We start from the raw sequence: 12,935 nt of genomic DNA on the forward strand, positions 1-12,935 counted from the left end.
GGGACCGGCGTCATCCGGCCCCCATCAGCTTGTGCACCAGTTCCAGCGAGGTCGACGCGGCGAACTTGCGCATCAGGCTGGCCCGGTGCATCTCGACCGTACGCGGACTGAGGTCGGTGTCGCGCGCGATCATCTTGCTGGTCTTTCCTTCCACCAACAATGCCGCGATCTCGCGTTCGCGCGGCGTCAATTCGGCCGTCACCGGCCGCTTCTCGCTCACGTCCTCGAACGTCCATACGCCGGCCCCCAGCGGCTCCAGCGGGTCGAGCGCGCGTCCGGTCACGTGGCACCAGAACAGCTCGCCGTTGGCGCGGCGCATGATGCGCTCGTCCGAATAGCGGCCCCTGGCGTTCATGATGGGAATGATGCGGTCGCCCGTGCGCAGGAACTCGTCCATGGTCGGATACAGGATGCTGAACGATTGCCCATCGAGCTTGCGGTCGGGATAGCCGAACATCGCCGCCAGCGCGCCGTTGCAGGCCTGGATCACGCGGTCGAGCGAGACGCACATGCCGACCGGCGCGTGCTGGAAGATCATCTCGTAATCGATTGCGCAAGGCGGTTTCATCTGAGGCAGATCGACAGCTGTGTTCATTCGCGGTGGTATGTGTGAAGGCGGGCTACGGACGCGGCCGTAGTTCTACGGTATTGTGCTTCGTTGTCACGTATTCTATGCTGAGACTCTACTCAGTTGTACAGAAGAGCTTTGGCTTAACCTATAAAAGGGACGGGTATGAATAAAGTTTATCCAGACGCGCGCGCCGCCCTGGCCGGCATCGTGCAAGACGGCCAGACCATCGCTGTGGGCGGCTTCGGCCTGTGCGGCATTCCGGAAGCCCTCATCGCGGCGCTGCGCGATTCGGGCGTCAAGAACCTCACCGCCATTTCCAACAACGCCGGCGTGGACGGTTTCGGCCTCGGCCAGCTCTTGGAAACGCGCCAGATCAAGAAGATGATCTCGTCCTACGTGGGCGAAAACAAGGAATTCGCGCGCCAGTTCCTGGCCGGCGAACTCGAGCTTGAGTTCACCCCGCAGGGCACCCTGGCCGAGAAACTGCGCGCCGGCGGCGCTGGCATCCCGGCCTTCTTCACCAAGACCGGCTACGGCACCATCGTCGCCGAGGGCAAGGAAACCCGCGAATTCAACGGCGAGCATTACGTGATGGAACACGCCCTGACGCCCGACGTGTCCCTGGTCAAGGCCCATATGGCCGACCGCGCCGGCAATCTGGTGTTCCGCAAGACCGCGCGCAACTTTAATCCGAACGTGGCCATGGCCGGCAAGGTATGCATCGTGGAAGTCGAGAAACTGGTCGAGATCGGCGAGATCGATCCGGACCAGGTGCACCTGGCCAGCATCTTCGTGCACCGCATCGTCCACAATCCGACGCCCGAGAAACGCATCGAACAGCGCACCATACGCGCCTGATCCCACACATTCGGAGACAAGAACATGGCATGGACTCGTGATGAAATGGCCGCGCGCGCGGCCCGGGAGCTGCAGGACGGCTTCTATGTGAACCTGGGCATCGGCTTGCCGACCCTGGTCGCCAACTATGTACCGAAGGATATCGAAGTCTTCCTGCAGTCCGAGAACGGCCTGCTGGGCATCGGCCCATTCCCCACCGAACAAGAAGTCGACGCCGACCTGATCAACGCCGGCAAGCAGACCGTGACGGCGCTGCCGGGCTCGGCGTACTTCAGCTCGGCCGATTCCTTCGGCATGATTCGCGGCGGCAAGATCAACCTGGCGATCCTGGGCGCGATGCAGGTGTCGGAACACGGCGACCTGGCCAACTGGATGATCCCGGGCAAGATGGTGAAGGGCATGGGCGGCGCGATGGACCTGGTGGCCGGCGTCAAGCGCGTGGTGGTCGTGATGGAGCACGTCGCCACCGCCAAGGATGGCAGCACCAGCCACAAGATCCTGAAAAAATGCGATCTGCCGCTGACGGGCGTGGGCGTGGTCGACCGCATCATCACCGACCTGGGCGTGATCGACGTGACCGATACCGGCCTGAAGGTGGTCGAACTGGCGCCGGGCGTGGGGCGTGACGAGATCGTGGCCGCCACCGGCTGCGAACTGCATATGTCGGCGCTGTAATCGGCGCGGTGTAAAACGACAAAGGGCGCTGCAAACCAGCGCCCTTTGTCATTGCAGCCTACCGGGATAGGCTCTTAATCCATCGTCCAGACGTATTGCACCGAGGTCCAGGCAAGGACCGGCTTCCCTTGGCGCATTGCTGGCTTGAATGTACAGGCCGAGAGGGCGCTTCGCGCTGCTTCGTCGAGCGAGGCGTCACCGCTCGAGGCATATAGCCGCGACTGGATGACCTTGCCATCCGGCCCGATCAGCATGCCAAGGGTCGTGGTTCCCTCGATCTTGTTGGCCGCCGCCTGTGCCGGATAGACCGGCCTGCTGCAGGAGCCGGGATTCGCGGCCGCCTGCGCCGCGTCGGCCGGCGCGGCGGCCTGGCGTGCGGGCGACTGCGCGCAGCCGGCGAGGAGCGTCGCGGCCATGCCGGCAGCCGCCAGGATGCGCATCGCGGGCGGCGTCATTGCGGCGCCCAGGCGTATTTCACCGCAGTCCACTGCTCCTTCGGCGCGCCGTTCACCGTACCCGGCTGGAACCTGCATTTGGCAAGCGCAGCGCGTGCCGTCTCGTCCAGCAATTCGTTGCCGCTGGTCTTCTGCACCACCGCTTCGCGCACCGTGCCGTCGGCCCTGACCAGGAAGGCGAGCGTGACCGTGCCTTCCGCCCTGGCGGCCAGCGCCTGCGGGGGGTACTCCGGCTGGCGGCACGACTTGAAGTTCACGACCGGCTCGGTGGTGACACTGTCCGGCAGCGCGGTAAAGGGATTGACCGGCGGCGTCTGGGTGCAGCCGGCGAGCAGGGCCAGTCCGAGCGCCGGCACGGCGGCTTTCCAGTGAGCGTGGGTGAGGGTGCAGGACAGCGGTTTGTTGTGTGACATTCCTTCTCCTTCATTGGCCGCACCGGTCGAATGGCGAGGAGCGGCTGTGTTCTTCGCTCCACCGGGCGTCCCCGGTGGAGCGTTCATGCTGTTATTTCAACTGCCATATATAGGATACCTTAGTCCAGGCCTGGACCGGCTTGCCGTTGGCCAGCGCCGGCTTGAAGCTGCACTTGACCAGGGCGGACCGCGCCGCTTCGTCGAGCCCGGCATGGCCGCTCGACTTCTGCACCTTGTTTTCCTTGACCTTGCCGTCCAGGCCAACCAGGAAGCCCAGCTCGACGGTGCCTTCGTGACGGGCCTTATGGTCGGCCTCCGGATACTCGGGCTTGGCGCAGGAATGGAAGTCGGCCAGCGCCTGCTGGTCCACCTGCTGCGCCGTTGCCTGCGCCGGCTGGGCGTTGGCGAAGACGGCGGCGCTCAGCATGGCCAGGCCGATGACCGGGACGGCTGCCTTCCAGCTCGGGGCTTGGGTGTCGGGACGAACCAATCGTGTGATACGTTTCATCAGGTTTCCTCCGTTGGCCGCTTGGGCCAGGTGGTGGGTGGAGAACTGGAGCTTGTCCAGTTCGGAAAGGGCAAGGGCCAGGCGCCGCGGTTCGCCCAGTTGCCTTGCCGCGATATCGTCGGCGATGTGTTCGCGCTCGGTGCGGATGCGCCCCGAGATCCACCACACCGCCGGGTGATAGAAGAGCAGCGTCTCGACCACGTTCTGGGCCAGGTTGACCAGGTAGTCATGACGCCGGATATGCGCCAGCTCGTGCGCCAGCAGCGCCTCGAGGAGGTGGGCCGGCATGCCGGTGACCAGGGACGCGGGCACCAGCACCACCGGTCGCCACCAGCCGGCGGTCACCGGGCTCGATAAGCCATCGACCAGGCGCAGGCGCACCGGCCGCGTGACGCCGCATTGCGCCGCCAGCCGATCGAGGCGGGCCTGCCAGGCGGCATCGCCGCGCTCGCCCGACGCGGCGCGCCGGATCCACGCCAGGCCGAGCGCCATGCGCAGCGCCAACGCCAGGGCGCAGGCGGCCCAGCAGGCCACGATCAGGGCAATGTGTTCGCGCAGCAGGGCGTCCCAGAACAGGCCATCCTCCATGGCCGGGCGCACCGCCGCGGCGCCGAAGAGGGCGCCGGCCTGATTGGCGCCGGCCGCCTGCAAGCGCAGGACGAGGCCCGCCGCCGGCAGCGCCAGGCACAGGAACAGTCCGGTACAGGCCACGGTGTAACGGTGTTCGGCGCGCGCCTTGCGCATCGCGAACAGGGCAAGGGCCACCGCACAGCCGATCAGTGCGCCCTGCCAGAGAAAGTGGATCAGGGTCCAGCCGATGCTGGCGACAAGATGCGCGCCGTTCATCGCTCGTCTCCGTCCTTCAGCAAGCGCTCGATCTCGTCGCGCTCCTTCTTCGAGATGCCGCTTTTGAGCGCGGCCAGCACCAGCGCCTTGGCCGAGCCCGCGAAGGCGCGCTGCATCAGGTCTTGCAGCAGATTGGTCTGCAGGGCGTCGCGCTCGTGCACGGGCGCATACACGTGGGAACGTTCGCTCTCGTCGCGGCTGAGCAGGCCCTTGCCGTGCATGACCTGCATCAGGCGCAAGACCGTGGCATAGGTGACGTCGGGGCGTTGCGGGAGCATCGCTTCGTGCACCTGCTTGGCGGTGGCCGCGCCGAGCGGCCAGAGCACCTGCAGCAGGTCGAGTTCGGCGGGCGTGGGCTTGGGAGCGTCGGGGGAGCGCGGCATGACATGACCTCGTCTGTTCAGGATGAATCTAGATTATCCTGTCTAGATCGAGGTGTCTACAACTATCCGCGTGTGTCAGGATGCGGGGTGAATAAAGTGAATGCCGGGAGGGCTCAGGCCGGGCGCTGGGGCAGGCCGGGCCGCGGTTTGCCGGCGGCGCCGAACTGCTCGATCGTTTCCAGCAGCACCTTGGCGCGGAAGGGTTTCAGGATGACCCGGCTGATCTTGCGGTTGCGCAGCTCGTGCAGCAGTTCGGCGGTGGCCTGTTCGGCCATGATCGCGACCGGGATCACCGCGTTCGCCGCGCCGGCGGCGCGCAGTTCGTCGACCAGGCTCAGGTCGTAGCGCCGTTCGCCGCCGCGACCGATGCAGTCGACCGCGATCACCGCGCCGTGGAAGGCGCGTGCGTGCAGCATGCGGCGCGCGGCCTCGATGCTCGCGGCTTCATGCACCTGGCTCAGCGCAAGACTGCGCGCCGTCATCGCCACCGTGCGGCGCAGCATCGGCTCCGGTTCCACCAGCAGGATGTGCATGGATTCAGTCATCCGCGCGCTCCTCCGGGTGCGCCAGTTCCATCACCGCCAGGTCGCGCAAGGTGCCCAGGATGGCCAGTTCCATCGCATCGAGCGTGCGCGGTCGGCGGTCGATCAGGCACAGGGTGCCCAGGCGCAGGCCGGACGGCAGCGCCAGCGGCGCGCCGGCATAGAAGCGGATGTGCGGCGCGCCCGTCACCAGCGGGTTGTCGGCGAAGCGCGGGTCTTGCAGCGCGTCGTCGACCACCATGATCTCGTCGCGCAGGATGGCGTGCGCACAGAACGACACGTCGCGGCCGGTCTCGCACACCGGCATGCCCACGCGCGCCTTGAACCACTGGCGATTGGCGTCGACCAGCGTGACCAGCACGATCGGCATGTCGAACTCGGCGGCGGCGAATTGCGCGATCTTGTCGAAACGTTCCTCGGGCGGGGTGTCGAGGATCAGGAGTTCGTACAGCGCGGCCAGGCGCGCGGCTTCGTCATCGGGTTGGGCGGCGATGTGCATCGTGGCGGACCAGGGCGGTCGTCATTCGGGAAAGCCGCAATATAGCAGACCCGTTGCGGCCATAAAATGGGGAAATAAAAGGGTGGGATAAAAAAGGCGCGATAAAAACGAGAGATAAAAAAGAAGGGATAAAAAGAAGGGATAAAAAGAAGGGATAAAAAGAAGGGATAAAAAGAAGGGATAAAAAAAACCGTGTCCGAGGACACGGTTTTTTTTGGGGCGGGCAGCGCGCGGGATTACGCCGCTTCGCGCACTTGCTTCAGGCTGTTCTGGTCTTCGACATGGACGCGGCCGCTCAATACGTCGTCCATGCGCGCCGAATCCAGTTCTTTCTCCCACTTCGACACCACGACCGTCGCGACGCCGTTGCCAATGAAGTTGGTCAGGGCGCGCGCTTCGCTCATGAAGCGGTCGATGCCGAGAATCAGGGCCATGCCCGCCACCGGAATGGTCGGCACCACGGCCAGGGTCGCGGCCAGCGTGATGAAGCCGGCGCCGGTGATGCCCGATGCGCCTTTCGAGGTCAGCATCGCCACCAGCAGGATGGTCAGTTCCTGGGTCAGGGTCAGTTCGGTATTGGTTGCCTGCGCCACGAACAGCGCCGCCATCGTCATGTAGATATTGGTGCCGTCCAGGTTGAACGAGTACCCGGTCGGGACCACCAGGCCGACCACCGGCTTGGAGCAGCCCAGCTTTTCGAGCTTGCGCATCAGGTTCGGCAGGGCGCTTTCCGACGACGAGGTGCCCAGCACGATCAGCAGTTCTTCCTTGATGTACTTGATGAACTTGAAGATCGAGAAGCCGGTGAACTTGGCGATGGCGCCCAGTACGACGAACACGAACAGCGCGCAGGTCAGGTAGAACGAACCCATCAGCTTGGCCAGCGGCAGCAGCGACTCCAGGCCATATTTGCCGATGGTGAAGGCCATCGCGCCGAAGGCGCCGATCGGGGCGACTTTCATGACGATGTTGACGATGCCAAAGATCACGTGGGCGATGTCGTCGATGAACTTGGTGACTGGACGGCCGCGTTCGCCCATCATCGACAGCGCGAAGCCGAACAGGATCGCGATCAGCAGGACTTGCAAGATGTTACCGGTTGCGAAAGCATCCACGAAGGTATTCGGGATGATGTGCATGATGAACTCGGTCGTGGTCTGGGCATGCGCATTGGTGGTGTACTGCGCGATCGAGCTCGAATCGAGGTGGGCCGGATCGACGTTGAAGCCGGCGCCCGGCTTGACCAGGTTGGCGACCACGAGGCCAATGGCCAGGGCGAAGGTCGACACGACCTCGAAATAGATCAGCGCCTTGCCGCCGACGCGGCCGATCTTCTTCATGTCCTGCATCCCGGCGATGCCGGCGACGACGGTACAGAAGATCACGGGGGCGATGATCATCTTGATCAGCTTGATGAAGCCGTCTCCCAGTGGCTTCATCGCGGTGCCCAGTTCGGGGTAGAACACCCCCAGCAACACGCCAAGGACGATGGCGATCAGCACCTGGACATACAGTACTTTATAGAAAGGCTTCTTCATGGCAACTCTTCAGCGAGGTTCGTGGTTGTTCCATGGTGGAGCAATCGTTCTCAGCGGGCTATTGTGGAAATCCGCATGCTGCACTGCACCAGGGCGGCATGCAGGCTCACGCACCGCAGCGGTGCGAACGGGGAGGGAGGAGGGTGGCCGGTCCGCCATCTGGCTGGCGGACGGCAGGGTCTGGCGGCAGGGTCTGGCGCAGCAGCCGTGACAGCGCGGGGCCGAGGCGGCGCCCGGCCGGCACCGCCGTTTCGCCCCGATGTTACTGGGCGGCCCAGCCGCCATCCATGTTCCACGCCACGCCACGCACCTGGTCGGCGGCCGGACTGCAGAAGAACACGGCCAGCGCGCCCAGTTCTTCCGGGGTGACGAATTCACCCGACGGTTGTTTTTCAAGCAGCAAGGCCTTGCGCGCGGCGTCGTTGTCCAGGCCGTCGCGCGCGGCGCGATCGTCGACCTGTTTCTGCACCAGGGGGGTCAGCACGAAGCCGGGGCAGATCGCATTCGCGGTCACGCCGGTCTGCGCCGTCTCGAGCGCCGTCACCTTGGTCAGGCCAACCAGGCCGTGCTTGGCGGCGACGTAGGCCGATTTCTGGCTCGATCCCACCAGGCCGTGCACCGACGCCAGGTTGATGATGCGGCCCCAGTTTTTCTGCTTCATGCCGGGCAGGACCAGGCGGGTGGTGTGGAAGGCCGAGCTGAGGTTGATGGCGATGATGGCGTCCCATTTCTCGGTCGGGAATTCCTCGACCGGCGCCACGTGCTGGATGCCGGCATTGTTGACCAGGACGTCGACCCCGCCGAATTTCTCGACGGCGTAGCGCATCATGGCCTCGATCTCCGCTGGCTTGGACATGTCGGCGTTGTGGTAGGCCGTCTGCACCCCGAATTCGGCGCCGATGTCGGTGTACAGCTTCTCGATCTGCTGGGCGTCGCCGAAGCCGTTGAACACGATGTTGGCGCCCTGTTCGGCCAGCGAGCGCGCGATCCCGAGGCCGATGCCCGAGGTCGAACCGGTGACGAGAGCCGTTTTGCCACTTAGCATGCTGGATTTCATTGCGTCCTCTATATGAAGGTGATCGGGGAAACTTCCTGAGAATTGGTAGAATTCTAATCGCAACGCCATTCTGATGGCGAATTGCACAGCCGCCGCCAACCGGCGGCTGCCTATTTTTTCATGACGGAGTCCCGATGTCTGAACCCAGATTAAAAAGCGTCCAGTGCAGCTCGCCCGCCGGGCTGCACCGCGTCGCCTACAAGGAATGGGGCGACGCGGACAATCCGAAGGTGCTGGTCTGCGTGCATGGCGTGACCCGCGTCGGCGACGATTTCGACCATCTGGCGCGCGCCCTGTGCGACGACTATCGCGTGGTCTGCCCGGACATCGTGGGGCGCGGGCGCTCGGAGCGGCTGCGCGATCCGGCCTATTACACGGTGCCGCAGTACGTGGCCGACATGGTGACCCTGATCGCGCGCGTGACGGCCGGCGCCGACAACGAGGACGTGGCCTGGTTCGGCACTTCGATGGGCGGCCTGGTCGGCATGGCGCTGGCCGCGCTCGAGGGCAGCCCGGTGCGCAAGTTCGTGCTCAACGATATCGGCCCGGTGCTCGATGGCGCCGCCTTGCGGCGCATCGGCGACTACATCGGCCAGGACGTGCGCTTCCCGAGCTTCGCCGCCGGGGCCGAGTTCGTGAAGACGGTCTCGGCATCCTTCGGCCCGCACTCCGACGACGAGTGGCGCAAGCTGGCGGCCGACGTCCTGCGCCAGGGGCAGGACGGCCAGTGGGAGCGCCACTACGACTTGAACCTGGCGCAGCCGTTCCGGGAGATCACCCTGGAACGCGCCGCCCAGGACGAGGCCGCGCTGTGGGCGGCCTGGGACAAGATTCGCTGCCCGACCCTGCTGGTGCGCGGCGAGCATTCCGACCTGCTGTCGCGCGCGACCGCGCAGCAGATGACGCAGCGCGGACCGCGTCCGCGCCTGGTCGAACTGCCCGGGGTGGGCCATGCGCCGACCTTCGTGCACGACGACCAGATCGCGATCGCGCGCGCCTTCTTAATCGACTGAACAAGCAACAACATTGTCAACCCGAACCGAAGCGGTTCGTCATAAACCTAAAGAAAGAGATCATGGAAATCAAACGACTGCACGTAGGCAAACGCCTGTCCGAAGTAGCGATCTACAACGACACCGTCTACCTGGCCGGCCAGATCGCCGAAGACACCAGCCAGGGCATCGAGGGCCAGATGCGCGAGGTGCTGGGCCACGTCGACCGCCTGCTGGGCGACGCCGGCAGCGACAAGACCTGCATCCTGACCTGCCAGATCTTCATCTCCAGCATGGATAACTTCCCCGGCATGAACAGCGTCTGGGACGAGTGGGTGGCGCAGGGCCATACCCCGCCGCGCGCGACCGTCGAAGCCAGGCTCGCCAATCCGGCCTGCCTGGTCGAGGTGTGCGTCACCGCCGCCGTTCGCTAAGGCAGAACCGTCGTATGGTATCGACCGCCCTGCTGGGCGACGTAAACAGCGGCCTGGTCCAGGGACTGGGCCAGGCGGACTGCGCGCGCGTGCAGGCGGCGCTCGATTACGCGGCCGCAGGCTATGGCGAGCGGATCGCTTCCTCGGGCCAGGGCGCGTTCGAGTTCTCGCTCGGCGCGGCCGGCACCCTGGCCTACCTGAACACCGACGCCGAGACCCGCATCGCGGGCCTCTTGTTCGAGCTGGCGCTGATGGACCCTGCCACCTTCGGGCGCATCGAGGAGCGCTTCGGCCCCGAAGTGGCGGCGCTGGTGCAGGGCGTGCACCAGCTGATCCGCCTGCGCGACCTGACCGCCGGCCAGGCGCCGGTGGGCAGCGGCAAGAACGCGGCCCAGCAGGCCGCGGCCCAGAACGAGACCCTGCGCAAGATGCTGCTGGCGATGGCCACCGACATGCGCGTGGTCCTGATGCGCCTGGCCTCGTGCGCCGCCACCTTGCGCTACTTCGCCGAGCACAAGCGTTTCGACGAAGTCACGCGCGCCTATGGCCGCGAGGTGCTGGACTTCTATGCGCCGCTGGCCAACCGGCTCGGCATCTGGCAACTGAAATGGGAGCTCGAAGACCTGGCCTTCCGCTTCATCGAACCGGATACCTACAAGCGCATCGCCAAGATGCTCGAAGAAAAGCGCATGTCGCGCGAAAGCTTCGTGGCCTCGTCGATCGCGCGCCTGCAAAGCGAGCTGGCCGCGGCCGGCATCCGGGCCGATGTCTCGGGGCGGCCGAAGCACATCTACAGCATCTGGAGCAAGATGCGCGGCAAGGAGCTCGATTTCTCGGAGCTCTACGACGTGCGCGCCTTCCGCGTGATCGTGGCCGACATCAAGACCTGCTACACGGTGCTGGGCGTGATCCACAATATCTGGACTCCGGTGCCTAAGGAGTTCGACGACTACATCTCGCGCCCCAAGCCGAACGGCTACCGCTCGCTGCACACGGTGGTGACGGCCGACGACGGCCGTCCGCTGGAGGTGCAGATCCGCACGCAAGAGATGCACAATTTCGCCGAGTACGGCATCGCGGCCCACTGGCGCTACAAGGAAGAGGGCGGGTCCAACTTCAAGAGCCAGCAGTACGACGAGAAGATCGCCTGGCTGCGCCAGCTGCTGGCCTGGAAGACCGACGTCGCCGACGCCGTGGCCGGCCAGGAAAACCAGCAGAAGGAATGGGTCGAGAAACTCAAGGCGGCCAGCCTCGACGACCGCATCTTCGTGCTCACGCCGCAGGCGCGCGTGCTGGAGCTGCCGGTCGGCGCCACGCCGATCGACTTCGCCTATCACCTGCACAGCGAGGTCGGGCACCGCTGCCGCGGCGCCAAGATCGACGGCGTGATGGTGCCGCTCAATACCCCGCTCAAGAACGGCCAGACCTGCGAGATCATCACCGCCAAGGGCGGGGCCGGCAGCCAGGGCCCGTCGCGCGACTGGCTCAGTCCCGAGTACACGGTCTCGAGCCGCACCCGCTCCAAGATCCGCGCCTGGTTCCATGCGCTGGACGTGGCCGAAACGCTGGCAAATGGCCGGGCGCTGGTCGAGAAATCGCTGCAGCGCGAGGGCAAGACCGCGGTCAACCTCGAGCTGCTGGCCCAGAAACTCGGTTTCGCCAAGGTGGACGAATTGTTCATCGAGGTCGGCAAGGACAAGTTCAGCCTGCGTCACGTCGAAGCGGCGCTGCACGAGAGCGTCGAGCCGGCGCCGGTCGAAGACGCGGCGGTGGTCAACAAGAGCCGCGCATCGAGCGTCGAGCAGGGCGCCAAGTCGGGCGTGCTGGTGGTGGGCACCGAAGGCCTGATGACGATGCTGGCCAAGTGCTGCAAACCGGCGCCGCCGGACCCGATCGTCGGCTTCGTCACGCGCGGCAAGGGCGTCTCGATCCACCGCCTCAGCTGCAAGAACTTCGCCGAGATGCAGGCCAAGTCGCCCGAGCGCGTGATCCAGGTGGAGTGGGGCACGGCCGGCATGGAGACCGTTTATCCGGTCGACCTGTTCATCCTGGCGCAAGACCGGCAAGGCCTGTTGCGCGACATCTCCGAGGTGTTCTCGCGCGAGAAGATCAATGTGATCGGCGTCAATACCCAGAGCGCCAGGGGCCAGGCGCGCATGGTGTTCACGGCGGAGATCGGGTCGACGGCGCAGGCGCAAAAGGCGCTGGCGGCGATCATGGAGGTGTCGGGAGTGATGGAGGCGAGGAGGCAGTAGGGCGCCGGCCACGCCGCCCCGCGGTCCGTGCGAACGTCATCAATTGTCACGGACCCGTTCAATCGCCTGCAACCGAGTATCATTCAGTCCATGCCGCGAACGATCCCGCCCATCGCCCAACCGACCCTGTGGCCCGCCTACCTGGCGCGCTACCTGCGCAGCTGGTGGTACATGATCCACCTGGGCGCGGTCGCCGTCGTCACGGCCCTCTCGCCGTCCACCTGGCGCCGCGCGAGCTTTCACGCCACCGCGCGCCACATCCACGCCAGCACCTGGCTGGTGCTGCCCTGGTTCACGCTGGCCTCCTGCCTGGTCAGCCTCGTCATCATCCGCATCGTGCTGGTCACGGCCAAGAGCTACGGCCTGTCCGGCATCGCGCTCGAGATGGTGGTGCGGGTGCTGGTGCTGGAGCTGATTCCGCTGGCGGCGGCGCTGTTCGTGGCGCTGCGCGCCAGCATGGCGTTCGACGCCGCGGCCCTGGGCCTGGCGCGCTCAGGGCTGTCGATCCGCGCCGCCAGCATCGAGGCGCTGCACCGCGTGCGGCGCGACCTGGTGCCGCAACTGATCGCCAACGCGGTGGCGGTGCTGTCGCTGGCGATGGTCACGTCGATCACCGTACTGCTGCTGGCCTATCTGAACGTGTATGGCCTGTCGCCCTGGGGCATTCCCGACTACACCCGCACCGTGGGCCGCGTGTTCACGCCGGTGGTGACGGCCGGCTTCGTGATCAAGACGGTGTTGTTCGGCCTGGCGGTGGCCCTGATCCCGACCGCCGCCGTGCTCGAATTGCAGCGCTATCCGCGTGCATTGGCCACCAGCGTGCAGCCCGGCGCGCTGCGCCTGCTGTTCGTGCTGATCGTGATCGAGGCCAGCTCCCTGGCCCTGAAATACATCTGAATCCTGGAACGA

The 12,935-nt window shown here is 65.5% G+C and carries 15 protein-coding genes; 6 read left to right on the forward strand and 9 right to left on the reverse strand.

Features of this window, described 5'->3' with window-relative positions; genetic code table 11:
• Window positions 1-10: 10 nt before the first annotated feature.
• Window positions 11-568 (reverse strand): LuxR C-terminal-related transcriptional regulator, encoded by a 558-nt coding sequence (locus ACZ9AQ_RS04425; protein ID WP_429202506.1) that lies wholly within the window; start codon window positions 566-568, stop codon window positions 11-13.
• A gap of 165 nt (window positions 569-733) precedes the next feature.
• Between ACZ9AQ_RS04425 and ACZ9AQ_RS04430 the strand changes: the two genes are divergently transcribed.
• Window positions 734-1,429 (forward strand): CoA transferase subunit A, encoded by a 696-nt coding sequence (locus tag ACZ9AQ_RS04430; RefSeq protein WP_429202504.1) that lies wholly within the window; start codon window positions 734-736, stop codon window positions 1,427-1,429.
• Between the two features lie 24 nt (window positions 1,430-1,453).
• Window positions 1,454-2,104, forward strand: a complete 651-nt coding sequence (locus tag ACZ9AQ_RS04435) for a 3-oxoacid CoA-transferase subunit B (protein ID WP_429202502.1) — start codon at window positions 1,454-1,456, stop codon at window positions 2,102-2,104.
• A 74-nt stretch (window positions 2,105-2,178) separates the two neighbouring features.
• On the opposite strand, the gene ACZ9AQ_RS04440 is transcribed toward ACZ9AQ_RS04435, so the two are convergent.
• From ACZ9AQ_RS04440 to ACZ9AQ_RS04475, 8 genes are all read right to left on the reverse strand, one after another.
• Entirely contained in the window at window positions 2,179-2,559 is a 381-nt protein-coding gene (locus ACZ9AQ_RS04440) for an energy transducer TonB (protein ID WP_429202500.1), read from the reverse strand.
• Complete coding sequence (locus tag ACZ9AQ_RS04445) at window positions 2,556-2,972, reverse strand: energy transducer TonB (RefSeq protein ID WP_429202498.1); 417 nt, start codon at window positions 2,970-2,972, stop codon at window positions 2,556-2,558. The genes ACZ9AQ_RS04440 and ACZ9AQ_RS04445 overlap by 4 nt, the downstream gene beginning before the upstream one ends.
• Window positions 2,973-3,063: 91 nt before the next feature.
• Window positions 3,064-4,326 (reverse strand): TonB family protein, encoded by a 1,263-nt coding sequence (locus tag ACZ9AQ_RS04450; protein WP_429202496.1) that lies wholly within the window; start codon window positions 4,324-4,326, stop codon window positions 3,064-3,066.
• Window positions 4,323-4,709, reverse strand: a complete 387-nt coding sequence (locus ACZ9AQ_RS04455) for a BlaI/MecI/CopY family transcriptional regulator (protein WP_429202495.1) — start codon at window positions 4,707-4,709, stop codon at window positions 4,323-4,325. The genes ACZ9AQ_RS04450 and ACZ9AQ_RS04455 overlap by 4 nt, the downstream gene beginning before the upstream one ends.
• Before the next feature lie 113 nt (window positions 4,710-4,822).
• The gene (locus ACZ9AQ_RS04460; RefSeq protein WP_429202493.1) at window positions 4,823-5,254 is read right to left on the reverse strand and encodes a response regulator; all 432 of its coding nucleotides are present in this window, start codon (window positions 5,252-5,254) and stop codon (window positions 4,823-4,825) included.
• A complete protein-coding gene (locus ACZ9AQ_RS04465) occupies window positions 5,247-5,750 on the reverse strand; it encodes a GAF domain-containing protein (protein ID WP_429202491.1) in 504 nt (167 codons plus the stop codon). Before ACZ9AQ_RS04465 ends, ACZ9AQ_RS04460 begins: the two co-directional genes overlap by 8 nt.
• Before the next feature lie 236 nt (window positions 5,751-5,986).
• The gene (locus ACZ9AQ_RS04470; RefSeq protein ID WP_429202489.1) at window positions 5,987-7,288 is read right to left on the reverse strand and encodes a dicarboxylate/amino acid:cation symporter; all 1,302 of its coding nucleotides are present in this window, start codon (window positions 7,286-7,288) and stop codon (window positions 5,987-5,989) included.
• 262 nt (window positions 7,289-7,550) lie between these two features.
• A complete protein-coding gene (locus ACZ9AQ_RS04475) occupies window positions 7,551-8,333 on the reverse strand; it encodes a 3-hydroxybutyrate dehydrogenase (protein ID WP_429202487.1) in 783 nt (260 codons plus the stop codon).
• 146 nt (window positions 8,334-8,479) lie between these two features.
• Between ACZ9AQ_RS04475 and ACZ9AQ_RS04480 the strand changes: the two genes are divergently transcribed.
• The 4 genes from ACZ9AQ_RS04480 (at window position 8,480) to ACZ9AQ_RS04495 (ending at window position 12,923) form a co-directional block, all read left to right on the forward strand.
• Window positions 8,480-9,358, forward strand: a complete 879-nt coding sequence (locus tag ACZ9AQ_RS04480; protein ID WP_429202485.1) for an alpha/beta fold hydrolase — start codon at window positions 8,480-8,482, stop codon at window positions 9,356-9,358.
• Between the two features lie 62 nt (window positions 9,359-9,420).
• Window positions 9,421-9,771, forward strand: coding sequence for a RidA family protein (locus ACZ9AQ_RS04485; RefSeq protein WP_429202483.1), 351 nt, complete (start codon window positions 9,421-9,423; stop codon window positions 9,769-9,771).
• Window positions 9,772-9,785: 14 nt separating this feature from the next.
• On the forward strand, window positions 9,786-12,026 hold the full coding sequence (locus tag ACZ9AQ_RS04490) for a RelA/SpoT family protein (protein WP_429202481.1): 2,241 nt from the start codon (window positions 9,786-9,788) through the stop codon (window positions 12,024-12,026).
• Window positions 12,027-12,116: 90 nt separating this feature from the next.
• Entirely contained in the window at window positions 12,117-12,923 is an 807-nt protein-coding gene (locus ACZ9AQ_RS04495; RefSeq protein WP_429202479.1) for an MlaE family ABC transporter permease, read from the forward strand.
• Window positions 12,924-12,935: the final 12 nt, after the last annotated feature.

It is taken from the genome of Massilia sp. UYP34, from assembly GCF_056279385.1.